Annotated in this window: 16 protein-coding genes and 1 pseudogene; 10 read left to right on the forward strand and 7 right to left on the reverse strand. The window is 73.8% G+C overall.

Annotation, left to right across the window (positions count from 1 at the left end; all coding sequences use genetic code 11):
• Positions 1 to 60 precede the first annotated feature (60 nt).
• The gene (locus ABZU46_RS01735) at positions 61 to 4,962 is read right to left on the reverse strand and encodes a permease (protein WP_354854217.1); all 4,902 of its coding nucleotides are present in this window, start codon (positions 4,960 to 4,962) and stop codon (positions 61 to 63) included.
• A 150-nt stretch (positions 4,963 to 5,112) separates the two neighbouring features.
• Positions 5,113 to 6,540 (reverse strand): UDP-glucose/GDP-mannose dehydrogenase family protein, encoded by a 1,428-nt coding sequence (locus ABZU46_RS01740; RefSeq protein WP_354854219.1) that lies wholly within the window; start codon positions 6,538 to 6,540, stop codon positions 5,113 to 5,115.
• Between the two features lie 251 nt (positions 6,541 to 6,791).
• Between ABZU46_RS01740 and ABZU46_RS01745 the strand changes: the two genes are divergently transcribed.
• Together ABZU46_RS01745 and ABZU46_RS01750 are read left to right on the forward strand one after the other, a co-directional pair.
• A complete protein-coding gene (locus ABZU46_RS01745) occupies positions 6,792 to 7,961 on the forward strand; it encodes an acyl-CoA dehydrogenase family protein (protein WP_354854221.1) in 1,170 nt (389 codons plus the stop codon).
• 183 nt (positions 7,962 to 8,144) lie between these two features.
• Positions 8,145 to 9,425: a Bcr/CflA family efflux MFS transporter gene (locus tag ABZU46_RS01750; protein ID WP_354854223.1), complete on the forward strand. Its 1,281-nt coding sequence runs from the start codon at positions 8,145 to 8,147 to the stop codon at positions 9,423 to 9,425.
• A gap of 66 nt (positions 9,426 to 9,491) precedes the next feature.
• On the opposite strand, the gene ABZU46_RS01755 is transcribed toward ABZU46_RS01750, so the two are convergent.
• Positions 9,492 to 10,157 (reverse strand): hypothetical protein, encoded by a 666-nt coding sequence (locus ABZU46_RS01755; protein ID WP_354854224.1) that lies wholly within the window; start codon positions 10,155 to 10,157, stop codon positions 9,492 to 9,494.
• A 23-nt stretch (positions 10,158 to 10,180) separates the two neighbouring features.
• Between ABZU46_RS01755 and ABZU46_RS01760 the strand changes: the two genes are divergently transcribed.
• Positions 10,181 to 10,699, forward strand: coding sequence for a hotdog domain-containing protein (locus tag ABZU46_RS01760; RefSeq protein ID WP_328423667.1), 519 nt, complete (start codon positions 10,181 to 10,183; stop codon positions 10,697 to 10,699).
• Positions 10,700 to 10,841: 142 nt separating this feature from the next.
• Positions 10,842 to 12,851, forward strand: a complete 2,010-nt coding sequence (locus tag ABZU46_RS01765; protein ID WP_354854226.1) for an acetoacetate--CoA ligase — start codon at positions 10,842 to 10,844, stop codon at positions 12,849 to 12,851.
• A gap of 245 nt (positions 12,852 to 13,096) precedes the next feature.
• On the opposite strand, the gene ABZU46_RS01770 is transcribed toward ABZU46_RS01765, so the two are convergent.
• Entirely contained in the window at positions 13,097 to 13,786 is a 690-nt protein-coding gene (locus ABZU46_RS01770) for a TIGR03089 family protein (protein WP_354854228.1), read from the reverse strand.
• A 151-nt stretch (positions 13,787 to 13,937) separates the two neighbouring features.
• On the opposite strand from ABZU46_RS01770, the gene ABZU46_RS01775 reads away from it, so the two are divergent.
• Both ABZU46_RS01775 and ABZU46_RS01780 read left to right on the forward strand, forming a co-directional pair.
• The gene (locus ABZU46_RS01775; RefSeq protein ID WP_354854230.1) at positions 13,938 to 15,083 is read left to right on the forward strand and encodes a glycosyltransferase family 1 protein; all 1,146 of its coding nucleotides are present in this window, start codon (positions 13,938 to 13,940) and stop codon (positions 15,081 to 15,083) included.
• Between the two features lie 63 nt (positions 15,084 to 15,146).
• Complete coding sequence (locus tag ABZU46_RS01780) at positions 15,147 to 16,238, forward strand: sugar phosphate nucleotidyltransferase (RefSeq protein ID WP_354854232.1); 1,092 nt, start codon at positions 15,147 to 15,149, stop codon at positions 16,236 to 16,238.
• On the opposite strand, the gene ABZU46_RS01785 is transcribed toward ABZU46_RS01780, so the two are convergent.
• Positions 16,186 to 16,761 (reverse strand): NUDIX hydrolase, encoded by a 576-nt coding sequence (locus ABZU46_RS01785; protein ID WP_354854312.1) that lies wholly within the window; start codon positions 16,759 to 16,761, stop codon positions 16,186 to 16,188. The genes ABZU46_RS01780 and ABZU46_RS01785 overlap by 53 nt on opposite strands.
• Positions 16,762 to 16,859: 98 nt before the next feature.
• Between ABZU46_RS01785 and ABZU46_RS01790 the strand changes: the two are divergent.
• Together ABZU46_RS01790 and ABZU46_RS01795 are read left to right on the forward strand one after the other, a co-directional pair.
• Positions 16,860 to 17,270 (forward strand): annotated as a pseudogene (locus ABZU46_RS01790) (hypothetical protein); the annotation flags it as partial.
• Positions 17,271 to 17,562: 292 nt separating this feature from the next.
• Positions 17,563 to 18,561 (forward strand): winged helix-turn-helix domain-containing protein, encoded by a 999-nt coding sequence (locus ABZU46_RS01795; RefSeq protein WP_354854234.1) that lies wholly within the window; start codon positions 17,563 to 17,565, stop codon positions 18,559 to 18,561.
• 19 nt (positions 18,562 to 18,580) lie between these two features.
• On the opposite strand, the gene ABZU46_RS01800 is transcribed toward ABZU46_RS01795, so the two are convergent.
• Both ABZU46_RS01800 and cofD read right to left on the reverse strand, forming a co-directional pair.
• Positions 18,581 to 19,669: a coenzyme F420-0:L-glutamate ligase gene (locus ABZU46_RS01800; RefSeq protein ID WP_354854236.1), complete on the reverse strand. Its 1,089-nt coding sequence runs from the start codon at positions 19,667 to 19,669 to the stop codon at positions 18,581 to 18,583.
• Positions 19,666 to 20,613 (reverse strand): 2-phospho-L-lactate transferase, encoded by a 948-nt coding sequence (gene cofD / locus ABZU46_RS01805; RefSeq protein WP_354854238.1) that lies wholly within the window; start codon positions 20,611 to 20,613, stop codon positions 19,666 to 19,668. Before cofD ends, ABZU46_RS01800 begins: the two co-directional genes overlap by 4 nt.
• Positions 20,614 to 20,711: 98 nt before the next feature.
• Between cofD and ABZU46_RS01810 the strand changes: the two genes are divergently transcribed.
• Together ABZU46_RS01810 and ABZU46_RS01815 are read left to right on the forward strand one after the other, a co-directional pair.
• Positions 20,712 to 21,704 (forward strand): hypothetical protein, encoded by a 993-nt coding sequence (locus tag ABZU46_RS01810; RefSeq protein ID WP_354854240.1) that lies wholly within the window; start codon positions 20,712 to 20,714, stop codon positions 21,702 to 21,704.
• A gap of 234 nt (positions 21,705 to 21,938) precedes the next feature.
• The gene (locus ABZU46_RS01815; protein ID WP_354854241.1) at positions 21,939 to 24,482 is read left to right on the forward strand and encodes a bifunctional FO biosynthesis protein CofGH; all 2,544 of its coding nucleotides are present in this window, start codon (positions 21,939 to 21,941) and stop codon (positions 24,480 to 24,482) included.
• The last annotated feature ends 48 nt before the right edge of the window (positions 24,483 to 24,530 follow it).

Raw genomic sequence — 24,530 nt, forward strand, 5'->3', positions numbered from 1 at the left:
GGCGCACGAACCCGGCCCACTCACCGTCCCCACTCACCCACGCCGCCGTGACCCTCCGTTTTATCTCATGCCGCGTAGCGCGGTCTGGAGGCGTTCCTGGGCGCGGCGGCGGCGTTCGTTGCTGGCCCCGAGGACGAGCAGCAGGAGCCCCACGGGGATCAGCGCCAGCCACGGGCCGAGGCTGAACAGCGCGTGGATCGCGGCGATCGCGGTGACCGACGCGCCGACGATCACCGGGGCCTGCTGCCGGCTGGACGAGCCGAAGATCAGCACCGCCACCGCACCGAGCAGCAGCAGCATCTGCCGCAACGTGCTGGAATCGGTGGCCAGCACGATCGCCAGCGTCGGCAGGAACGCGGCGACCAACGCCGGCCCGTACGCCACCCAGCTGCTCAGATCCGGTCGGTGCCGTAGTTCGAGCACGCCGACCAGCAGGGCCAGCGCGGCGAACGGCAGCGTGTACGCCTCGGGCAGCGCCACGTCGGCGACGCGCATCAGGATCCACCAGGCGGTGATCTCGCAGAACACCACAGCCCAGAAGAGGATTCGGCGTTCCACCGGCCGTCGTCCGGGACGGGTCGCCGCCACGCCGAGGACCGCTCCCCAGGCGGCCAGCAGGGCGGCGATGTGCCGGGGGGAGTCGAAGGCGAGCGCCAGCGCGATCAGGGCCGCCGCGTACCCGCTCCACTGCACGGTGGCGGCCTCGCGCTGCGCCTCCGGGCGGCGCAGTCGGGGCAGGGTCGCGGCGAACACCTGCAGGACCGCTCCGACGGCGAGCACCCCGAACGCGGACCAGACCGCTGCCAGCCCGACGATCAGGCCGGCGGTGAGCACGAAGAGCTGGGCCATCAGCGAGGCGAAGAGCCAGCCGAGGATGCGCGCCCGCTGGGTGGTGCCGAACAGGGCCGCCACCACGCCCACGCCGACCGCGCCCCCGAGGGTGAACAGGGTCAGTTGCCGGTCGGCCAGGCTGCCGGCCAGGCCGGCCCCACCGGCGGCGAGGCCGATGGCGAAGACCAGCACCCGGGCCAGCCGCAGCGAACGGGCCGGCTCGACGAGGGGCGGTGGCGGGGTCAGGGCGAGGCCGAGCATGGAGATGGTGAAGACGGAGAGCGCGGCGAGCGTGCTCGCCGGCCACCCACTGCCCAGCGCGATGGGCGCGATCAGCAGCGTGACGGCAGCGCCGGGTAGCACCACCGGTACGGCACGGGACCGCCGTCCGCCGCTGAACCCGGTAGCGGCCAGGGCCGCCGTCGCGGTGAGCAGCAGCGCGGTCAGCACGTGGGTCGGGTTGACCACGTCCGCCGGCGGCGTGAGCAGCTCCGGCGGCGGACCCTGCCAGATCCGGCTCAACGTGCGGTGTGGCTCGACGAGGGCGACGACCAGGGCGGGCGCGATCGACGCGACCGCCAGGGCGGTCGGCAACGCGGCGGCCGCGAGCGCCCCGGCGGAGGGGCTGACCCGCCACCGCCGCCGGTCCGGGTCGTCCGGCAGTCGCCGCAGCGCACCGTCGAGGAGCACCGCCCAGCGGCGGACCGGCTGGGCGGAACCGGTGGGCGGCACGGTCGCCGCGCGGATCAGCTCGGCGAGGACACCGAGCAACGCGGCGGCGGCCGCGTAGACCCCGGCCGGGAGCCCGGTGGGGATGGCGGCGAGCGCGCTGATGCTGGCACCGCCGACCACGGCCACGCTGACCCAGGGCAGGTACTGCGGAACGTGCCGGCGTACCGCGGCGACGCCGGCCAGACCGAGGCTGGACGCCGCCAGCGCGGCGGTCAGCACCACCTGTGCCGAGTGCTGGAACTCGACGGCCAGCGCCGCCACCGCGCCGGGCAGCGCGAGCAGCGCGGCGCCGGCCGCCGCGCCACCGATCTGCGCCAGGTGCGGCGGCATGCCCTCGGTCTCCAGGTCGGTCACCTGCGGCCCGGCCAGGACGCGCGCCAGCGCGGCCACCACGATGCCGATCAGCGCGATGCTGCCCAGCGCCAGCGCGGTGGTCCACGGGCGGACCAGGCCGGCACCGGCCCCGTGCAGCGCGACCACCCCGGCCACGGTGGCCCGGGACAGCCCGGCCCGAGCCTCCTCGCTGGCCACCGCCGCCATCCCGTAGACGGTGGCGACCATGGCCCCGACGAGCACCGGCGACCACCAGGGCAGGTCGAACGCGGCCGGTGCGCCGATCGTGGCGAGCACCACGGCCACGCCGGACGCGTCCCACCGCCAGGGCGGCGGGAGCAGGACGCCGGCGGCGACGGCCAACAGCACCAGCGCGATGGGCGCCTGCCAGGTCGCGCCGCCGGTCGGCGCGGCCGGCCAGCCGCTCAGGTCGCCGTCCCAGATCGGCCCGGGGGTGGCCAGCACACCGACCCCACCGCGCAGCGCCGTCCAGCCGGCGAGCACCCCGATGAGCAGGCCGCCGACGGCGATGCCGAGGATCGGGCCGCGTCGCCACTCCTCGGGCATGGCACGGGCGCCCACGGCCACCACCAGGACCAGGCCGGCGGCCACCGCCAGTTGTCCACCCGGAGCGAGGACCGCGGCGATCCGCACCATCGTGGCGATCAGGGCGGTGGTCACCGCCGCGGCGGCCAGGTCCGAGCCGTCCAGGGTGAGGTCCGAGCGGCGGCCGGCGTCGATCGACGGGGCCAGGAAGAGCAGCACCGCGGCGACCAGCAGCAGCGCACCGACCCAGGCGTCGGCGACCGTCGCACCGGGCGCGCCGAAGGCGGCGGCGGTGACGACGAGCGCGCCCAGCCCGGTGCCGACCGACAGGGGCACCGGGATACGCCGCTGGGACACCTGCACCATGGCGGCGTACCCGAGGGTCACACAGACGGCCAGGAAGCTCGCCGCCAGCACCGGGACGGTCGCCTCGCGGAGGCTGGCCGGGGTGGGGGTCTCGTCTACGGGCATGGTCGCGGCGACGAACGCGGCCACCGCTCCGGGCAGCGCGAAGGCCGCCCCTCCGGCGGCCCAGTCCGTGACCGTGTCGGCGGCGGCCGACGCGATCCGGACCCGGGGCGCCAGCGCGACCAGCGCACCGGCCGCGAAGAGGGTGAGCAGGACCGCGGCGGTGAGCGCCGGTCGGGACAGGCCGGCGCCCGCGCCGAACAGGCCCACCACGGCGGCGCCGGCCGCGTGGGCCAGGGCGGCCCGGGTGGTACGCGCGGAGAGGCCGATGACCCCGATGCCGATCGCGGTGACCACCATCGGCCAGGGCGCCGAGGCCCAGCCGAGCCCGAACGACGCCGGTACGGCGAGCGCAGTCAGCGCGGCCCCGGCGACCGCGAACTCGCGGCGGATCTCCGGCGGCAGGGCCAGCACCGCGGCGATGGTGAGCAGGAACGCGGCGGCGGCGAGTTGCCACGTGGTCGGGCCGACGGCGGCGGCCAGCTCGGCCGGGTACCTGTCCAGGTCGGCGCTCCACGCGGGCAGTGCCGCCCGGACCGGGGCGACCCCGGCGCGCAGTGCTCCTCCGGCGACCACCAGTCCGCTGACGGTGAGGGCGACCGCCGAGGCGATCTGCGGGCCGCGTCGGGCGGTCTCGGGGACCGCGCGTACCGCCAGCCCGGTCACCGTGATCACCGCCGCGATCAGCAGCAACGCCTGGCCGGGCAGGGCCACGGAGACGATCCGGCCGAACGCGCCGATCACGGCCAGGGTGAGGATGCCGGCCGCCACGTCCGGCAGCGGTGGGCGGCGCAGCACCAGCGCGCCGGCCAGCCCGACGGCGGCGGCCAGCAGGAGCACCAGTCCGGCGCCGGTCGCCGTCGGCACGGCCTGCGCCCGCAGCAGGGCGGTGACCGCGTACGCCAGGGCGACCGCGACGGCCACCGCGTGCAGCGACCAGGTCAGCTCGCGCAGCCCGGGAACCGCGCGGGCGGGCCGGGCGTCGACGGTGCCCGCGCCCGCGTCGATCAGCTCGCCGGCCTCCTCCGGGTCGGCCTCCGGTCGCGCCTCGGCGGCACGTTGCCGGGGCGCCGCCGATCCGGTGGCCGCGTCCGGCAGGTCCTGCCGGACGGGGCGCTCCACCACGATCGGGGAGCGGGCCAGCCAGAGGTCGAGGAGGGCCACCAGGGTCAGCACCAGCGCCCAGCCGCCCGGCCCGGTGATCCGGTCGTACGCGAGCAGCGGCAGCACCGGCTGCGCGGCGACCACTGTCGCGAAGCGGGGCGCGCGCAGCCCGGTCCAGGCGGCGTACCCGACGGACACGGCTGCGGTGGCCGCGAAGATCAATCCGGCGAAGACGGCGCCGGAGGTGACGCCGTCGCCGATCCGGTCCACCGCCCACAGCGCGTACCCGGCCAGCGGCACGAGCAGCAGACCCACCGCGGAGATCGTCTCCGCGGTGGAGGTGAGCCCGCGCCGGGCCAGCGCCGGCGGGGCGAGCAGCATCAGTGCCGTGGCGAGCAGCAGGACGCCGAGGCGGGCCAGCGCGTCCATCGAACTCGTCGCCACCGCGGCGAAGACCACCGCGGCCACGGCGAGCAGCAGCGCGCCCAGCCCGAGCGGGATGTTCTGCACCTCCCGCGAGGACGCCTCCGGCGGGTGCTCGGGGTCGTCGGCGTCCAGCCAGGACGCCCGGGGCGGGGGCGGCGGCGGATCGTCCGGGACGTGCGGCGTGCCCTGGCGCGGAACCCGGGGCGGCGGCGCGCCGGTGGTGGCCGTCGGCGGGCGGCGACCGGGGCGGCGGCGCAGCACCCGGCGGGGCCGGGTGGCCTGCTTGATCCGCTCCTCACCGGCGTGGGCGAGGATGTCCCGTTGAAAGAGCGCGGCCTGCATCTTGGCGGCGATCTGCCGCTGTTCGCTGGCGATGGCGGCGTCGCGTGCCTTCATCTCCGCGATCGAGCGCTCGATGTCCGCCAGATGTTCGACCCACTGGGGCTGGTCGGCCCCGCAGTGCGGGCAGCGTACGGCCGGCTTGATCTCCCGACCGCACGAGGAGCATTGAAAGGTCGCCACGACACCCCTCCACCCGCACTGTGGACTCCCACTGTCGCAGCATGCCCAAAGCTGGCGCGGATTTCGACACTTGTCGGCGGGTCCGGGGCAAACAACATCACCGGCCGGCCGCGCAGAGTGCTTCGCGACCGGCCGGTGAGTGGCGAACCGTCAGGGGCGGCCCATGCCCCGGTACTCCCAGCCGGCCTGGGTCCACAGTGCCGAGTCGAGACAGTTGCGCCCGTCGACGACCTTGCGACCGCCGACCAGCTCGCCCAGGGCGACCGGGTCGGCGTTGCGGAAGTCCGCCCACTCGGTGAGGACGCAGACCAGGTCGGCGCCGGCGACCGCCTCGTTGATGCCGGCCTCGTAGGTCAGCTCGGGCACCGCGCGGCGGGCGTTCTCGGTGCCCTGCGGGTCGTACACGTGCACGTCGGCGCCGGCCTTCTGCAGGAGCGCGGCGACGGCGAGCGCCGGGGCGTCGCGGACGTCGTCGGTGTTGGGCTTGAAGGTCGCGCCCAGCACGGCGATCCGGGTGCCGGAGAAGTCCGGGCCGGCCGGCCCGGAACGGCGGCCGAGCAGGTCCGCCGCGAGCTGGAGCACGCGGGTCCGGCGGCGCAGGTTGATCAGGTCGACCTCGTGCAGGAAGCGCAGCGCCTCGCCGGCCCCCAGCTCCTGCGCGCGGGCCTGGAAGGCACGGATGTCCTTGGGCAGGCAGGCGCCACCGAAGCCGAGGCCGGCCTGGAGGAACCGGTTGCCGATCCGGGGGTCGTACCCGATCGCGCGGGCCAGCTGGGTGACGTCGCCGCCGCTGGCCTCGCAGACCTCGGCCATGGCGTTGATGAAGGAGATCTTCGTGGCCAGGAACGCGTTAGCCGCGACCTTGACCAGCTCGGCCGTCGCGAAGTCGGTGACCACCAGGGGCACCTCGCGGTCCTCGGTGGCGGCCAGGTCGAAGACGCCCTTGTGCGCGGCGTAGAGCATGCCGTTGGCCCACTCGCTCTTCACGCCGACCACGATCCGGTTGGGGCGCAGCACGTCGTCGACGGCGAAGCCCTCCTGGAGGAACTCGGGGCTCCACGCCACCTCGACGCCCAGGTCGCCGGGGGTGTGCTTGCCGACCAGCTGCTCGACCCAGTCGGCGGTGCCCACCGGCACGGTGGACTTGCCGACGATCAGCGCCTTGCGGGTCAGGTGCTGCGCGAGGCTGGTCACCGACGCCTCGACGTACGACAGGTCGGCGCCCATCCCGTCGGCCCGCTGCGGGGTGCCGACGCAGATGAAGTGCACGTCGCCGAACTCGGCGGTCTCGGCGATGTCGGTCGAGAACCGCAGCCGACCGGCGGCCAGGTTGCGCTTGAGCAGCTCGTCCAGGCCGGGCTCGTGGATCGGCACCTCGCCGGCGTTCAACATCGCGATCTTGTCCGCGTCGACGTCGAACCCGAGCACCTCGTACCCGAGTTCCGCGTAGCAGATGGCGTACGTCGCACCGAGGTAGCCGGTCCCCAGGAACGTCACCCGCGGCCGAGGCGCGCCCGAAGGCGGCGTCACCGCGGCGATGGCGGGGGTCGGCTGGATGGTGGGGTAGGGGATCGTCACGCCTGTCTTCTCCGCTCGCACTGGCGGCGCGTCGTCGCGTCGCATTCTGCTGCGGCGCCTGGCCGGGCACCGGAGGGGTGGCTCAACTGTCTGCCTTCCATCATCGCCCAGCGGCGCGGGTGCTCCGTCATGCCCATACCTACGCGCCGGTAACATCACCTGAACTGCAGTCGCTATCCTTCAGTCTGCGCGGTCGGCGGTCAGGGGAGGCCACAGACTGCGCATGATAGCGGTGAAGGGGAGGGGCCGACATGGCCGCAGGGGAGTCGTTCGACGTCTACCGGTTGCCCGAGGAGCACGAGGCGATCCGGCAGGCGGTCCGTGAGGTCTGTGCCGCCAAGGTGGCTCCGCACGCCGCCGAGGCCGACGAGACCGGGGAGTTCCCGAAGGCGTCCTACGACGCGCTGCGGGCAGCCGATTTCCACGCGCCGCACATCCCCGAGGAGTACGGCGGCGCGGGCGCGGACGCGCTGGCCACCGCCATCGTGATCGAGGAGGTGGCGCGCGCCTGCGCGTCCTCGTCGCTGATCCCGGCGGTGAACAAGCTCGGCACGATGCCGCTGCTGCTGTCCGGTTCCGAGGAGCTCAAGCGCCGCTACCTGACCCCGGTCGCGGCGGGCGACGCCATGTTCTCGTACTGCCTCTCCGAGCCGGAGGCGGGCAGCGACGCGGCGTCGATGACGACCCGGGCGGTGCGTGACGGGGATCACTGGGTGCTCAACGGCGTGAAGCGGTGGATCACCAACGCCGGCGTCTCCGAGTTCTACACCGTCTTCGCCGTCACCGACCCCGCCGCCCGTTCCCGGGGCATCTCGGCCTTCGTGGTCGAGAAGTCCGACGCCGGGGTGAGCTTCGGCGCTCCGGAGAAGAAGCTCGGCATCAAGGGCTCGCCGACCCGCGAGGTCTACCTGGACAACGTGCGAATCCCCGCCGACCGGATGATCGGCGCCGAGGGCACCGGCTTCGCCACCGCCATGAAGACCCTGGACCACACCCGGGTCACCATCGCCGCGCAGGCCGTCGGGATCGCGCAGGGCGCGCTCGACTACGCCAAGGGGTACGTGGCCGAGCGCCGCCAGTTCGGCAAGGCGGTCGCCGAGTTCCAGGGCATCCAGTTCATGCTCGCCGACATGGGCATGAAGCTGGAGGCGGCGCGGCAGCTCACGTACGCCGCCGCCGGCAAGTCCGAGCGGGGCGACGCCGACCTGACCTACTTCGGCGCGGCGGCCAAGTGCTTCGCCTCCGACGCCGCCATGGAGATCACCACCGACGCGGTGCAGCTGCTCGGCGGCTACGGCTACACCCGCGACTACCCGGTCGAGCGGATGATGCGCGACGCCAAGATCACCCAGATCTACGAGGGCACCAACCAGGTGCAGCGCATCGTCATGGCCCGGCAGTTGCTGGCCGGCGTCGTCTGACCGCCGCCTGATCGACCCCGACAGCCCCACCGCCCGCCGGCGGTGGGGCTGTCGTCGTCTGCGTGAGCCCCCACACAGTGGCGATGTCACAGGGGTCTGCGACGTTGTCGCCAAGTGAGAATCACCGAACACGATCCCCCACCGCTCGCCCCACGACGCACGACCCTCCGCAGAGAGATCGAGATGATGAAGCAGCTGGTGGAGAAGACCGCCCCCGAGCAGGATGTGCTGCCCGGCGACCTGATGACCAACCGCCAGCGGGCGCGGCTCGTGCTGGTGCTCGGCGCGTTGATCGCGATCGGCCCCCTGACCATCGACATGTACCTGCCGGCGCTGCCCGCCATCACGGCCGGCCTGCAGACCACCGAGACGGCCGTGCAGTTGACGCTGACCGGCACGCTGCTCGGCCTCGCGCTGGGCCAGTTGCTGATCGGGCCGCTCTCCGACGTGGTCGGGCGGCGTCTGCCGCTGCTCGCCGGGCTCGCCGTGCACATCGTGGCCTCCGTGCTGTGCGTCTTCGCGCCCAACATCGCCGTGCTCGGCGTGCTGCGCGTCCTGCAGGGCCTCGGCGTGGCGGCCGCCACCGTGGTCGCCACGGCCGTCGTCCGCGACCTGTTCAGCGGCGCCTCGTTCGCGCGGATCTTCTCCCGGTTGATGCTGGTCATGGGGCTGGCGCCGATCCTCGCGCCGACGCTGGGCAGCGGGCTGCTGCGCTGGACCGAGTGGCGGGGCGTCTTCGCGGCGCTGGCCGTGCTGGGCGCGTTGCTGATCGTCATCGCGGCGTTGCAGCTTCCGGAGACCCTCGCGGTGGCACGCCGCCGGCACGGCGGAGTGGCGGCGACCCTGCGCGACTACCGGGGGCTGCTCAACGACCGGGCCTTCGTCGGCCTGGTGCTCGTCGCCGGGCTGGCCATGGCGTCGCTGTTCGCGTACGTCTCCGGGTCGTCCTTCGTGCTCCAGCGGGAGTACGGCCTCGACGAGCAGCAGTTCGGCCTGGCCTTCGGGGCCGGTGCCGTCGGCCTGATCGGCGCCACCCAGTTCAACATCCGGCTGCTGCGGCGCTACACCCCGCAGCAGATCCTCATCAGCGCGCTGATCGCCGGAACGGCCGCCGGGCTGCTGCTGGTCGTGTTCGCCGCCACCGGCGTCGGTGGCCTCGGCACCCTGCTCGCGTCGCTGTGGCTCGTGCTGGCCGCGGCGGGCCTGGCCCTGCCGAACGCTCCGGCGCTGGCCATGAGCCGGCACAGCGAGGCCGCCGGCACAGCCGCGGCGCTGCTCGGGGCCGTGCAGTTCGGCGTCGGCGCGTTGTCGGCGCCCCTGGCCGGCCTGTTCGGCACGGGGAGCGTACCGATGGCGATCGTCATCGCGGGCGGCATGGCCGCGGCGCTGGCGGTCATGGTCCTGGTCGTGCCCCGCGCCACCCTCGGCGCGGTCGACCCGGACCTGGCCGTCGCCGTGCACTAGCGCGACTCGCGCCCCTCGCGCGGCGGGTCTGGTCGGGCGGGCCGGGCCTGCCGGCCCGCCCGACGATCAACGGATCTCGGTGGTGTCCTCGGGGCGCGACTGGCCGCGCGGCGGGGCGGACCACGGCGATTCGCCGCCCACCCGGCGGGGCAGCGGCTCGGTCGGCGTCGGATCGGCCGGGTAACCCAGGGTCAGCGGGGCGGTGTCGCGCTCCGCGGGCTCGGGCGACGGCCAGTCGGTGAGGGTGAAGTCGTCGCCGCGCGGGCCGTCCGCCGGCGCCGGCGTCAGGGCCGGCGCGGTGGCGGCCTGCGGCCACTGCCGCCAGCGTTGACCGCTGAACGTCGCCATGAGCAGCAGCAGGCCGATCAGGAAGAGCGTGCCGTTCTGCACCGGCAGCGCCAGCGGCAGCGGGTCACCGAGCACCTTCCACCCCTGCGGGATCGCGTCGCGCACCTCGAACGGCGCCACGAACATCCCGACGTACGGGGTGACCAGCAGCAGCCCGGCCACCAGCGGGCCCGCCGGTGAGAAGCGCAGTGTGCCGAGCAGCCCGAGCAGGACACCGCCGACACCGAGGTACACGGCCGGCTCGATCAGGTTGGCGGTGTTGAAGGTGCCGATCTCCACCCAGCGGTCGACCGTCCGGCTCGACCCGTCCTGCCCGAGTGTGACAAGCGCCCACGTGATGGGTGCCACCACCAACCCGGCGAGGAAGCTCCAGAGATGTCGCATCCGCGCACCGTACCGTTTCCGGCATGACCGAGCACCTCTCCGCCGCTCCGACCGGCAAGCCGACGTCGTACTCGCGCGTCACCCTCAGCAAGATCATGACTGCGGTGGACGTGAACCTCTACGGAACCGTTCACGGCGGGGTCCTGATGAAGTTCGTCGACGACGTGGCGGGCGCCGCCGCCGCCCGGCACAGCGGCGGAACGGCGGTCACCGCGGCGATCGACGAGATCGTCTTCTCCGAGGCCGTGCGGGTCGGTGACCTGGTGCACGCGCACGCCCAGGTGAACTGGACCGGGCAGACGTCGATGGAGGTGGGCGTGCGGGTGGTCGCCGAGCGGTGGGACTCGGCCGAGGACGCGCCGGTGCGGGTGGCCACGGCGTACCTGGTCTTCGTCGGGGTGGACGTCGGCGGTGCGCCGCGCATGGTCCGTCCGGTGCTGCCGGAGACGCCGGAGGACGAGCGCCGGTACCGGGAGGCCGAGATCCGGCGTGCACACCGCCTGGCCCGCCGCCGGGCCATCCAGGCGCACCGGGCGGGCTGAACCACATGGGTGGGTGGGCTGGAGTGTGGGCCGGGCACGCGTCGATCGGCGTACCCGGTGCGCAGAATGGCGCTTCGAGGTAGGGCAAGATGGCGCCACGGCCCATTCACAGTGTCGTGCGGGGCCAGGGGAGGGTGGAGCAGTGGGTGACGTGCTGTGGACGCCGCCGGCGGACGTGCTGGAGCGGTCCCGGATCGGCGACTACCTGCGCTGGCTGCGGGAGCACCGCGGGCTGGACTTCGCCGACTACGACGCGCTGTGGCGGTGGTCGGTCACCGACCTGGACGCGTTCTGGCGCTCGATCTGGGACCACTTCGAGGTGATCGCGCACACCCCGCCGACCGCCACCCTGGCCGAGCGGGGGATGCCCGGGGCCCGCTGGTTCCCGGGCGCCACCCTCAACTACGCCGAGAACGTGCTGCGGATGCCGGGCCGCGCCGACGACGACCCCGTGGTCATCGCGCACAGCCAGACCCGGGGGCCGGTCACCCTCACCGCCGGGGAGCTGCGCGAGCAGGTCCGCCGGGTGTCGGCCGGTCTGCGCCGCCTCGGCGTCACCGCCGGGGACCGGGTGGCGGCGTACGCCCCCAACATTCCCGAGACGTACGTCCTGCTGCTGGCCACCGCCAGCCTGGGGGCCATCTTCTCGTCCTGCGCGCCGGAGTTCGGCACGCGCAGCGTCACGGACCGGTGGCAGCAGATCGAGCCGACCGTGCTGGTCGCCGTGGACGGCTACCGCTACGGCGACAAGCCGGTGGACCGCCGCGCCGAGGTCGCCGCGATCCGGGCGGCCCTGCCGTCGCTGCGCCACACCGTGAGCATCGGCTACCTCGACCCGACGGGCTCCGCGCCCGAGGGCGCGCTGAGCTGGGCGGAGCTGGCCGCGCCCACCGACGAGCCGTCGACGTTCACGCCGGTGCCGTTCGACCACCCGCTGTACGTGCTCTACTCCTCGGGCACCACCGGCCTGCCGAAGCCGATCGTGCACGGCCACGGCGGCATCCTGCTGGAACACCTGAAGATGCTCGCCCTGCACCACGACCTCGGCCCGGCCGACCGCTTCTTCTGGTTCACCACCACCGGCTGGATGATGTGGAACTTCCTGGTCTCCGGGCCGGCGGTGGGCGCGGCCATCGTGCTGTTCGACGGCAACCCGGGGGTCCGGGCGGAGCCCGGCCAGCCGGCCGAGCCCGACCTCGGCGCGCTGTGGCGGCTGGCGGCCGAGACCAACACCACGTACTTCGGCACCTCGGCGCCGTTCCTGCTGGCCTGCCGCAAGGCCGGCCTGGTGCCCCGCGAGGTCGCCGACCTGTCCGCGCTGCGCGGTGTCGGTTCCACCGGTGCGCCGCTGCCCGCCGAGGGCTTCAAATGGGTGTACGAGACCGTCGGCGACCAGGTGCAGCTCCAGTCGCTGTCGGGCGGCACCGACGTGTGCACGGGCTTCGTCGGCGGGGTGCCGCTGCTGCCGGTGTACGCCGGTGAGATCGCCTGCCGCGCGCTGGGCGCCAAGGTGGAGGCCCGCTCGGCCGACGGCACCCCGGTGATCGGCGAGCTGGGCGAGCTGGTGATCACCGAGCCGATGCCGAGCATGCCGGTGGGCTTCTGGAACGACCCGGACGGCACCCGCTACGCCGAGGCGTACTTCTCCGTCTACCCGGGCGTCTGGCGGCACGGTGACTGGATCACCATCAACTCCCGGGGCGGCTGCGTGATCACCGGGCGCTCCGACGCCACCCTCAACCGTGGCGGGGTGCGGCTCGGCACCGCCGAGTTCTACTCGGTGGTCGAGGGCCTCGACGAGGTCGTCGACTCGGTGGTGGTGCACCTGGAGGACGACGAGGGCGGCGCCGGTGAACTGCTGCTCTTCGTGGTGCTGGCCGACGGGCTGACGCTGGACGACGCGCTGCGGAAGAAGATCTGCCGCGAGCTGCGGACCGCCCTCTCACCCCGGCACGTGCCCGACGAGATCCACCAGGTACGCGCCGTGCCCCGCACCCTCTCGGCGAAGAAGCTGGAGGTGCCGGTCAAGAAGATCCTCACCGGCACCCCGGTCGACCAGGCCGCGGCCAAGGGCGCCCTGGTGAACCCGGATTCGCTGACCGCGTTCGCCGCCCTGGCCCAACGCCGCCCAGCGAACAGGACGCCCGCCTGACAGTTGGCCGCGTGGCGACTCGTCTCCGCCCCGTCGGAGCGCATGGTGGTGACTGGGGTGTGCCCCGGCATACGCGTCCTTTGCTCTGCTTACGCGGACGCAACAGTCCGGGCCGCTTTCTGTTGCGCCGGTTGAAGCAGAGCAAAGGACGGGCGCGTACCCACCGGCCCTTGGCCGTGCCGGGCGCCCACCCGGGGATCCCCGTGGTGCCGCGCTGCCGCGCCACCGGGGCGCCGGCGGGTGGGTCACGGGAGAGCGTGCGTGACCTTCTCCGTGGTCAGGCGGGTGGGGAGGTTGGCCGGGGCCAGGTTGGCGCACAGGACGACTGTGGCGGCCCGGGTCAGCGGGGCCAGGAGCCAGTCGACCGGATCCGGGTAGCGGCTGGCGTCGACCAGGACACGTGCCCCACGCTCGATGCCCAGCTCGTCGGCGCGGGCCTCGGCGCGGGCCAGCAGGTGCGCGTCGGCGGGGCCGGGACCGGACTGCGGGGTGAAGTGGTCGCCGTGCCCGCGTACCTCGACCACGTAGTCGGCGAAGCCGGGCGGCACCTGCCGCAGCGGGACGGCGAGCGGGGCGAGGCCCAGGACGTACCGCTCGTCGGCGGGCCAGGACTGTGCTTCGTCGAGCCGGTCGGCGGCGGCGAAGAGAACGTCCACCGCGCCCGGGGTGTCGGCGACGGTCACCTTGGCAGCCCAGCAGCCCAGCAGGACGGCGGCGGTCTGCCAGTGCGGGGGGAGCAGCACGCCGGCCGCTGTGCCCGGCGCGAGGCCGACCTCGTCGACGAGGAGGTTGGCGGTCTTCGACACCCAGTTCGCCAGGGTCGCGCCGGAGAGTTCGGTGCGGTCGCCGGTGGAGTCGTCGTACCAGGTCAGTAGCGGTCGGGTCGGGTCGGTCGCGATCGCGTCGGCGAACACCCGGGCAATGTTGTCGGCCATCGGCGCGAACGATACGCCTCCGCCGCCCGTACTCGATGACGATGACAAGTCGGCGTACCGTCGGGTCGCAGTCAGCGTCGGCCCCGTACTCCGGCGTAGGCTTTACCCCGGAGTGTTGTTCCCCACAGACCCACCCTCAAGGAGTCGCCCCGTGACCGCCGGTCGCCCGCCCCGCGTGCTCATCGACGCCACGAGTGTCCCCGCCGACCGTGGTGGCGTCGGTCGATACGTCGACGGTCTGCTCGGTGCCCTCGGCAAGGTGTGCGGGTCGGGGGTGGAGTTGGCCGTGGTGAGCCTCCGCACCGACCTGGAGCGTTACACCCGGATGCTGCCCGGCGCGGAGATCATCCCCGCTCCGGCCGCCGTGGCGCACCGCCCGGCCCGGCTCGCCTGGGAGCAGACCGGCCTGCCGCTGCTCGCCCAGCAGGTCGGCGCGCACGTGCTGCACTCGCCCTTCTACACCTGCCCGCTGCGGGCCGGGTGCCCCGTCACGGTCACCGTGCACGACGCGACGTTCTTCACCGAGCCGGAGCACTACGACAAGTCCCGCCGCACGTTCTTCCGCAGCGCCATCAAGACCTCAATGCGCCGCGCCAACCGGGTGATCGTGCCCAGCAAGGCCACCCGGGACGAGCTGATCCGGCTGCTCGACGCCGACCCGACCCGTATCGACGTGGCCTACCACGGTGTCGACCACGACGCCTTCCACGCGCCCAGCGAGGAGGAGAAGGCCCGCGTGCGCGCCCGGCTGGGGCTGGGCAACAGCACGTACGTGGCCTTCCTCGGCGCCAAGGAGCCGCGCAAGAACGTGCCCAACCTGATCCGCGGCTGGGCCCGCGCGGTGGCCGACCGGGTCGACCCGCCGGCCCTGGTGATCGCCGGTGGGCAGGGGCACGACGACGACATCGACCGGGCGGTGGCCGAGGTCCCGTCCCACCTGCGGCTGCTGCGCCCCGGCTACCTGCGCTACGCCGACCTGCCCGGCTTCCTCGGCGGCGCGCTGGTCGCGGCCTACCCGTCGTACGGCGAGGGATTTGGCCTGCCGATCCTGGAGGCGATGGCGTGCGCCGCCCCGGTGCTGACCACCCCCCGGCTCTCGCTGCCTGAGGTGGGCGGCGATGCCGTGGCGTACACCTCGGAGGACCCGGGCCAGATCGCCACCGACCTGGCCGCCCTGCTCGACGACGAGCAGCGCCGGTTGTCGCTGGCGAAGGCGGGCTTCGACCGAGCCAAGGAGTTCACCTGGGAGTCCAGCGCCGAGGTGCACATCGCCGCCTGGAGTCGCGCCCGGTCGTAACCCTTCGGGCCTCTCGTGGTGACCCGTGCCACTGCGGGCGGATGCGTCGGGCATGATGTGCGGATGCTTTATGCGGTCATCCCGGCAGGTGGCAGCGGCACAAGGTTGTGGCCGTTGTCCCGCGCCGGCCACCCCAAGTTCCTCCACCCGCTGACCGGTACCAGCGCCTCGCTGCTCCAGGCGACCGTGGAGCGGCTCGCGCCGCTGACCACACCGGATCGGACCCTCGTGGTCACCGGCGCCGCGCACGTCGCGGCGGTCGCCCGGCAGCTGACCGGGCTGCCGGAGGAGAACATCCTGGTCGAGCCGTCCCCCCGGGATTCCTGCGCGGCGATCGCGCTGGCCGCGGCGGTGATCGCGCAGCGTGACCCGGACGCGGTCATGGGGAGCTTCGCGGCCGACCACCTGATCCGCGACCCGGACAGCTGGGTGCGCACGGTGCGGGAGGCGGTCCGGGGGGCCGAGCAGGGCATGCTGATGACGGTCGGGATCACCCCGACCCGGCCGGAGACCGGCTACGGCTACCTGGAGACCGGCGACGAGACCGAGGGCACGCCGTGGCGCCAGGTGGCCGAGTTCAAGGAGAAGCCGGCCGCCGAGGTCGCCGAGGCGTACGTCCGCTCGGGCCGGCACCTGTGGAACGCGAGCATGTTCGTCTGGCGGGTGGACGTGTTCCTCGCCGAGTTGGCCCGCCAGCAGCCGGCGCTGCACGCGGGGGTCACCGCGATCGCCACCGCCTGGGGCACCCCTGAGCAGGACGACGTGCTCGGCACGGTCTGGCCGACGCTGCCGAAGATCTCCGTCGACTACGCGGTGATGGAGGGCGCGGCCACCGCGGGTCGGGTCGCCACGGTGCCGGGCGATTTTGGCTGGAACGACGTCGGTGACTTCCACACCCTGGGTGACGTGCTGCCCGCCGACGACGCGGGCAACGTGGTGCTCGGCACCGACGCCAAGCCGGGCGTGCTCCTGCGGGACACCGCCAATCTGGTGGTGGTGCCGCAGTCGGGCCGGTTGGTGGCGGTCCTCGGTGTGCGCGACCTGATCGTGGTGGACACTCCGGACGCGGTGCTGGTCTGCCCGCGTGAACGGGCCCAGGACGTCAAGCTCCTCGTCGACGAGCTGAAGGAGCGGGGCGAAGAGGGCTACGTCTGAGGGCCGCGAGGGCCGGCTCGACCAGTTGCGCCGTCCCGCCGGCCAGCGGCTCGGGCAGCCGATCGGGCGGGAACCATCCCAGCTCCTCGGCCTCGTCGCTGACCTGCTCGACGGCGCCGGGCGGGGCGACCACGGCGAACCGGACGTCGTAGTGGCGCGACCCGCCCTGGCAGAACACCTCGTGCACGTCGATGTCGATCGGCACCGGATCGATGCGCAGCCCGTCGATGCCGGACTCCTCGGTGGCCTCGCGCAGCGCTGCCCCGACCAGGGTCTGGTCGACCGGTTCGCAGTGCCCGCCGAGCTGCACCCAGCGGCCGAACTTGGCGTGCAGGCAGAGCAGCACCCGTGCGCCGGTCGGGTCCAGCACCAGCGCGCTCGCGGTGACATGGCCGGGGCGGTGCTGCCGGCTCATCGCGACCGGCCCGGCGGTGAGCAGCGCGAGGGTCCGGTCCCGCGCGTCGGCCGCCGCCGGGCTGGTCGGCTGCCAGCCCTGCAGCAGCGCGACGGCGTCGGCGTGCAGCGTCGCGTACGACGCGGGATCGGTGGGGTCGACGGCGGGTCCGGTGAGCGCGGTGTCAGGCACCCCGTCACTGTACGAGCGTGCCCTCCGTACGCTAGCCGATCCTGGTGGAGGTGTCCGGGGTGCCGGGCATGTTCGCCGCGGAGCCGGTGTGGCCCCGGGCGCTGGGGGCGTACGCGGTGACCGGGGTGACCCCGCCGGGCGAGCTGACCGGCTTCCGGGCGATCGCGCCGAGGCCGGACGGCGGGTACGCGGCAGTGATCGGCTCGATCGACGCGCTGGGCAAGGGGTCGGTGCTGCTCGACGACCATCCGGGCGGGGGCGCGGTCACGTCCCGGCACGTGCGGTTCCGGTTCCCGGCGGGGCGGACGGGCGACTCGTGCCGACTGGTCGGGGAGCCGGTGGCCGACCTGGCGCCGTTTCACCACGTCGAGGGGCTGGCCGAGCTGGACGGACGGCCGTTCTACGTCACGGACGAGGACCATCGGGTCGCGCTCTGGGTCGGCTGAGCGGGGCAGGCGTTTCCGCGGCGATGGGATGACCGGACGGCACCTCTGCGGAGCAAGGGCCGCAGACCCTCGTGGTGCCGCCCGATCACCGGTCCCTCCCCGGTCCCCGGTGCCCCCGGCGCCGGTTACGTCCATGACGTGTCGGTGCCGTGCTCGGGCACTGGAAGCATGCCTAACTGGCCCCGGGGACGTCGAGGTTTTTCAGCCCAGGCTTAAAGATGGAGATAACTGCCGGCCGGGTAGAGTCGAACGGTCGCCCGGCATCCCTCTGCCGGCGACACGGGAGCGCTCCATGCTGAAGATCCACTTTTCCGGCGAGGACATTCTCCGGACCCGGGTGGCGCCGGCGGCCGACCCGGTCTGGGAGCTGGTCCTCAGCCTGCACGTGTTGCAGGGCCGCAACCGCGATCCGTTGACGTCGACCTGGCGGCGCACCGTGACTCGCGGTCTGCGCCAGGACGCCGCCTCCGACCAGCTCCGACTGCTCTTCGCCCTGAACCCGCCGCGCGGCTACTTCCCCGACTTCCTCACCCCGTACGCCAGCGTCGAGGGTTTCGAGGCGGGGCTGGAAGCGGTTCGCAGCACGCCGACCCAGCTGCTCCAGCGGGATCTGAACCTGCTGGCCGCCGAGAACCAACTGCCGGCCTCCGCCACCGCGCTGGCCCGCGGTGACGGGGCGATGCTGCGCCACCTCGCGGAGTCCATGGAGCAGTACCGGTCGCTCGCGATCGGCCCGTACTGGAGCCGGATCCAGTCGGCGGTGGCGGCGGACCGCACCCTCCGCGCGCGGGCCCTGCTCGACGGCGGCGTCGAAGGGCTGTTGGCCAGCCTTCGCCCGCGCATGCGCTGGGACAGCGGGGTGCTGGAGGTGCGCGACTACCCGCACAGCCGGGAGCTGCACCTGGACGGTCGAGGGCTGCTGTTGGTGCCGTCGTTCTTCTGCGCGGGCACCCCGGTCGCCCTGCTCGACCCGGCGCTGCCGCCGGTGCTGGTCTATCCGGTGGACCGGCTGGGCGGGATCGCCGCGACCGACGGCGACGCGTTGGCCGCGTCGAGCGCCGGCCGCGACTCGCTGGCCGCGCTGCTCGGCCGGACCAGGGCGGCGGTGCTGGAGGCCAGCCACGACGGCTGCACCACGAGCGAGGTGGCCCGCCGGCTCAACATCTCACCGGCGGCGGCCAGCCAGCACGCCACCGTGCTGCGCAACGCCGGCCTGCTCGTCAGTCACCGCGACCGCAACACCGTGCTGCACACGCTGACCCCGCTGGGCCGGGCCGTCCTGGACGCGTGAGTCCGGCCCGGCCGTGGGGTCACAGGGCGAGTGCGGCGCTGGCCGGGCTGCCGGCCGGCGGAGGCAGCAGCGTCGACCGGACACCCTCGGCGGTCAGGGCGACGCGCAGCCGGTGCAGGTCGGCGCCGAATCGGACCAGGTCCATCGGGTCGACCGGCGCCGGCGCGGTGCCGAGCACCAGCGCGCTGGCGTCGGCCGGCCAGCCCGGCACCTCGGCGACCAGGCCGGCGCGTACCTCCGCCTCGTCGACCAGGGTGAAGACCGTGCCGGGGGTGACCACCTCGGCGACCGCGTCGAGCGCCCGTCGCACCGCGGCCGGGTCGGCCGGCTCGGGGCCGATCGCCTCGGCGAGGGTCGCGGCCTCGGCCAGCCCGGACGCCCGAGCCTCAGCGGTGCCCAGCGAGAACAGGTCCTGCGCGGCATCACGGATGAGCGCCCGCGCGCCGTCGGAGTCGTCCGCGCGGGTGGCCGCGAGGTAGCCGCGCACCACGGCCACGGGGACCTGGTCACACTTGCCCTTGATCAACTCACCGGCGCCCGCCAGCTCGTCCACCACCGCCATCTGGGTCAGTTGCAGCTCGTTGCCGTACGGGTCCACCTCGCCCCGATGGTCGCGGATGGCCGGCATCCCGGCCACCCCGAGCGCCACGTCGGTCAGCCCGTTGCGCCAGGGTCGGCCCATGGTGTCGCTGATGATCACGGCGACATCCAGGTCGTACCGTTCCCGGAGCGCGGCGCGCAGCTCCCGGGCCGACGCGTCCGGATCCACCGGCAACAGCACCAGCCGGGTCTTGTCGACGTTCGACGCGTCGATCCCGGCGGAGGCCATCACGAAGCCGTGGTGGGTCTGCACGATCCGGGTCGGCCCCCGGCTGGCCACCACCCGGGCGGTCTCACCGGCCAGCACCTCCTCGCGCGCGGCGAGCCGCTCCGGCCCGTCCGCCGGGACGTCGACCAGCCGCCCCTCCGCCTTCGAGACGATCTTGCTGGTCACCACCAGCACGTCGCCGTCGCGCAGCCATGGCGCGGCGGTGGCGATCAGCGCCGCCAGGTCGTCACCCTCGGTCACATGGCCGATGCCCAGCACCGGCAGGATCTCCAGCCTCACGTCAACTCCACCGCGGCGCGGACCATCGCCGCCGTCGCCGCCTCGTCGGTCATCCGCAGCGGCATCGCGCGGACCGTCACCTCCGGCACCAGCGTGTCGGCGTCCTCCTCGTCCACCAGCCAGCCGTCCAGCAGCCCACCCGCCGCCCGAGGGCCGTAGAGCCGGCCCACCCCGGCCGCGCTGCACTCGACCCCGAGCACGGCGAGACAGCGGTCGGCCATTCCCCGGACCGGGGCGCCGCCGATGATCGGCGAGACACCCACCACCGGCGCCGGGCCGTCGGTCACCGCCTCGCGCATCCCCGGTACGGCCAGCACCGGCGCGATGCTCACCACCGGGTTGCTCGGCGCGATCAACACCAGGTCGGCCGCGCCGATCGCCTCCCGCACCCCGGGTGCCGGCGTCGCCGTCTCCGCGCCGACGAAGACGAAACGGTGGGTGGGGATGTCGGCCCGGTACCGCACCCACCACTCCTGGAAGTGGATCGCCCGCTGGCCCTCGTCACCGTCGACGACCGCATGGGTCTCCAGCCGGTCGTCGGTCGCCGGCAGCAGGCGTACGCCGGGCTGCCACCGGGTCGATAACGCCTCGGTGACCGCGCTCAGCGGGTAGCCGCCGTTGAGCATGGTGCTGCGCACCAGGTGGGTGGCGATGTCCTTGTCGCCAAGGCCGAACCAGGTCGGCTCCGCCCCGTACGCGGCCAGCTCCTCCTTGACCGTCCAGCTCTCGCCGACCCGGCCCCAGCCCCGCTCGGGGTCGGCGCCGCCGCCGAGGGTGTACATGACGCTGTCCAGGTCGGGACAGATCTTCAACCCGTGCAGCCACAGGTCGTCGCCGACGTTGACCACGGCGGTCACCTCGGCGCCGACCTCGCGGGCGTACGCCCGGACGCCGAGCAGGAACCGGGCGCCGCCGATGCCGCCGGCCAGAACCACGATGCGCATGTCGACCATCCTCGCGTACGCGACGCCTCCGGTCCGCCGGTGGCCGGGGAGACTAGGCTCACGTGCGCCCTGTCCGTCCATGCCCCGAGGGGGAGTTCGTGACCAGCCCCGCCGAGCCCGCGTCCGCCGACGCGACGCAGGCCCGCCAGCTGACCAAGCCACTGCGCGAACTGGGTGCGCTCGCCCTGCTCGGCGCCAACGCCGTGTTCCTCTTCGTGGGGCTGCTCCGGCTGCTCACCCCGAACGACTACCGCGGTTTCACCGACCGAGCTGGCGATCAGTTCTTCTCGTTCATCGGGGTGGAGTCGGTGGCGCTGCCGCTGCTGGCCGTCCTGCTGGCCACCCACGTCGCGCCGGTGCTGCCGAAGGCGAAGCTGATCACGCAGGTGGCGCTGGGTGAGTACGCGGTCAGCGCGGTGCTCGGCACCCTCACCATGCTGATCTGGACGGTGGGCCGCCTCGCCGAGGCCGAGATCCTCGACGCGTTGCTCGGCCTCCTCGCCCGGTTCGCCTGGCTGGTGATCTTCGCGGTGGCCGCCTGGGTGGTCTTCACGATCTGGCGGGCGTTCTACTACGTGCCCAAGCCGAAGCCGCAGCCGGGCGTCTACGGCCAGCCGCAGCCGGGTTGGCCGCAGCAGCAGGGCGGTTGGCCGGCGCCGGGTCAGCCCGGTGGCCAGCCGCAGGGCGGATGGCCCGCTCCCGGCCAGCCGGGCGGTTACCCGCAGGCCGGCCAGCAGGGCGGTTACCCGCCGGCGCAGTTCCCCGGCCAGTACGGCCAGCCGTCGCCGCCGTTCCAGGCCCCGCAGTCCGCGCCGCCGCACCCGCAGTCCGCGCCGCCGTTCCAGGCCGCTCCGCAGTCCGCGCCGCCGTTCCCGCAGTCCGCGCCCCCGGCCAACCCGGCCCCGCAGTCGGCGCCGCCCGCGCCGCCGTTCGGGCAGCCGCCGTCGGCCGACCCGACCCAGACGATCCCGCGCCAGTCCGCCGAGCCGGCGTCGGCCGACCCCACCCAGGCCATCCCGCGCCCGGCCGGCCCCGACGCCGACCGCACCCAGCACATCAACCCGGGCGAGCACCCCGACCAGACCCGCTGAGCCGCCAGCCCTCCGGGCTGGTGATGTTCGGGTCCTCCTTTGCTCTGCTTCAACCGAGGCAACGCCCGGCGTCCGAATATCGGACGCGCGGTGTTGCGTAGGTTGAAGCAGAGCAAAGGACCCGCGGGGGGTGCCCGCCCCTCCACCGACGCATCAAGTGATCATGGGGTGCGGTTTCCCACGCTGCGGGCCGGGTCTGGTGGCTCGGGCTCGTGCTGCGCATAGGCTGAGTGGATGGTTGATCGCACCCACTCCGGTCCGAGCGAGGCGAGCGTGCGGCGGGCCCTGGGCCGGGCCGCGACCGGGCGCGCGCTGGACGTCGACGAGGCGACCGCGCTGCTCGCCGCCCGTGGCGACGCGCTCGACGAGCTGCTCCGGACCGCCGGTGGGATCCGCGACGCCGGGCTGCGTGACGCCGGGCGGCCGGGCGTGGTCACGTACTCGAAGAAGGTCTTCATTCCGCTGACCCGGCTCTGCCGGGACCGTTGCCACTACTGCACGTTCGCCACGGTGCCGCACCGGCTGCCGGCGCCGTTCCTGGACCGCGACGAGGTGCTGGCCATCGCCCGGGCCGGTGCCGCCCAGGGCTGCAAGGAGGCCCTGTTCACCCTCGGTGACCGGCCGGAGGAGCGCTGGCCGGCGGCCCGGAGCTGGCTCGACGAGCGCGGCTACGACTCCACTCTGGACTATCTGCGCGCCTGCGCGGTGGCCGTGCTGGAGGAGACGGGCCTGCTGCCGCACCTCAACCCGGGCGTGCTGTCCTGGTCGGAGCTGCAACGGCTCAAGCCGGTCGCCCCGAGCATGGGCATGATGCTGGAGACCACCGCGACCCGCCTGTGGTCCAAGCCGGGCGGCCCGCACTACGGCTCGCCGGACAAGGAGCCCGCGGTCCGGCTGCGGGTGCTCGACGACGCGGGACGGGTCGGGGTGCCGTTCACCACCGGCATCCTCATCGGCATCGGGGAGACCCCGGCCGAGCGGGTGGACGCGCTGTTCGCGATTCGCCGCGCGCACCGGGAGTACGGCCACCTCCAGGAGGTGATCGTGCAGAACTTCCGCGCCAAGCCGGACACGGCGATGCGCGGCATGCCCGACGCGGAACTGCACGACCTGGCCGCCACGGTGGCGGTGGCCCGACTGCTGCTCGGCCCGAAGGCCCGCATCCAGGCCCCGCCGAACCTCATCGCCGGCGAGTACGACCTGCTGCTGCGCGCCGGCATCGACGACTGGGGCGGCGTCTCCCCGCTCACCCCGGACCACGTCAACCCGGAACGCCCGTGGCCGCAGATCGAGGAGTTGGCCCGGCACACCGAGCTGGCCGGGTTCACGCTGCGGGAGCGGTTGACGATCTACCCGGAGTACGTGCGCGCCGGTGACCCGTGGCTCGACCCGCGGCTGCTGCCCCACGTGAACGCCCTCGCCGACCCGGCGACCGGCATGGCGGTCGAGTCGGCCCTCCCGCAGGGGCGCCCCTGGCAGGAGCCGGAGGAGACGTTCGGCGGGCGCACCGACCTGCACGCCACCATCGACACCACCGGCCGCACCGACGACCGGCGCGGCGACTTCGACAGCGTCTACGGCGACTGGTCCGAGGTCGCCGGCAAGGTCACCCCCGAGGCGGCGGCGCAGCGAGCGGGCGTACCCCCGGCGCTGGCCGGCAGCGGTGCGGACCGTGACCTGGCGGCCGGGCTGCGGCTGGCGGCCGACGACCCGGCGGCCCTGCTCGATCCCCGGCACACCGACGCGGCGCTGGCGCTGTTCGGCGCGGACGGGCCGGCGCTGGACGAGCTGTGCCGGCTCGCCGACGACGTACGCCGCGACGCGGTCGGCGACGACGTCACCTACGTGGTCAACCGCAACATCAACTTCAGCAACGTCTGCTACGTGGGCTGCCGGTTCTGCGCGTTCGCCCAGCGTGAGCGGGACGCCGACGCGTACCGGCTCTCCGTCGACCAGGTCGCCGACCGGGCCGAGCAGGCGTGGGCGGCCGGTGCCAGCGAGGTGTGCCTCCAGGGCGGCATCGACCCGAAGATGCCGGTCACCGGGTACGCCGACATCGTGCGCGCGATCAAGGCCCGCGTGCCGGAGATGCACGTGCACGCGTTCTCCCCGATGGAGATCGTCACCGCCGCCGCGAAGGCCGGTGTGCCGGTGCGCGAATGGCTGACCCAGCTGCGCGAGGCGGGGCTGGACACCATCCCGGGCACCGCCGCCGAGATCCTCGACGACGACGTGCGCTGGGTGCTCACCAAGGGCAAACTGCCGGCCGCCGCCTGGGTCGATGTCGTCAGCACGGCCCACGAGCTGGGCATCAGGTCCAGCTCCACCATGATGTACGGCCACGTCGACCACCCCGGACAGTGGCTGGCGCACTTCCGGGTGCTGGCCGGCGTGCAGGACCGCACCGGCGGGTTCACCGAGTTCGTGGCGCTGCCGTTCGTGCACACCAACGCGCCGATCTACCTGGCCGGCATCGCCCGCCCGGGGCCGACCTGGCGGGAGAACCGCGTGGTGCACGCCATGTCGCGGCTGCTGCTGCACGGCCGGATCGACAACATCCAGTGTTCCTGGGTCAAGCTCGGCGACGAGGGCACCGTGGCGATGCTCCAGGGCGGCTGCAACGACCTGGGCGGCACGCTGATGGAGGAGACCATCTCCCGGATGGCCGGCTCCGGCAACGGGTCGGCGCGTACCGAGGAGCAGTTGCGGGCCATCGCGAAGGCCGCCGGTCGTCCGGCGCGCAAGCGATCGACTGCGTACGGTCACGCTCCGCGCTGAAGTCGAACCTTTTCCCGCCGTCGGCCGTACCAAGCGGTGCCGGCGGCG

Source organism: Micromonospora sp. NPDC005197 (genome assembly GCF_040608295.1).
Taxonomy (GTDB): Bacteria; Actinomycetota; Actinomycetes; order Mycobacteriales; family Micromonosporaceae; genus Micromonospora.

What these genes read in the sequence shown, in the direction of transcription:
- ABZU46_RS01745 (WP_354854221.1), top strand. Translation starts at nt 6,792, where the DNA reads ATGGCCGCAGGGGAGTCGTTCGACGTCTACCGGTTGCCCGAGGAGCAC.
- ABZU46_RS01750 (WP_354854223.1), top strand. Translation starts at nt 8,145, where the DNA reads ATGATGAAGCAGCTGGTGGAGAAGACCGCCCCCGAGCAGGATGTGCTG.
- ABZU46_RS01755 (WP_354854224.1), bottom strand. Translation starts at nt 10,157, where the DNA reads ATGCGACATCTCTGGAGCTTCCTCGCCGGGTTGGTGGTGGCACCCATC.
- ABZU46_RS01760 (WP_328423667.1), top strand. Translation starts at nt 10,181, where the DNA reads ATGACCGAGCACCTCTCCGCCGCTCCGACCGGCAAGCCGACGTCGTAC.
- ABZU46_RS01770 (WP_354854228.1), bottom strand. Translation starts at nt 13,786, where the DNA reads ATGGCCGACAACATTGCCCGGGTGTTCGCCGACGCGATCGCGACCGAC.
- ABZU46_RS01780 (WP_354854232.1), top strand. Translation starts at nt 15,147, where the DNA reads ATGCTTTATGCGGTCATCCCGGCAGGTGGCAGCGGCACAAGGTTGTGG.
- ABZU46_RS01795 (WP_354854234.1), top strand. Translation starts at nt 17,563, where the DNA reads ATGCTGAAGATCCACTTTTCCGGCGAGGACATTCTCCGGACCCGGGTG.
- cofD (WP_354854238.1), bottom strand. Translation starts at nt 20,613, where the DNA reads ATGCGCATCGTGGTTCTGGCCGGCGGCATCGGCGGCGCCCGGTTCCTG.
- ABZU46_RS01815 (WP_354854241.1), top strand. Translation starts at nt 21,939, where the DNA reads ATGGTTGATCGCACCCACTCCGGTCCGAGCGAGGCGAGCGTGCGGCGG.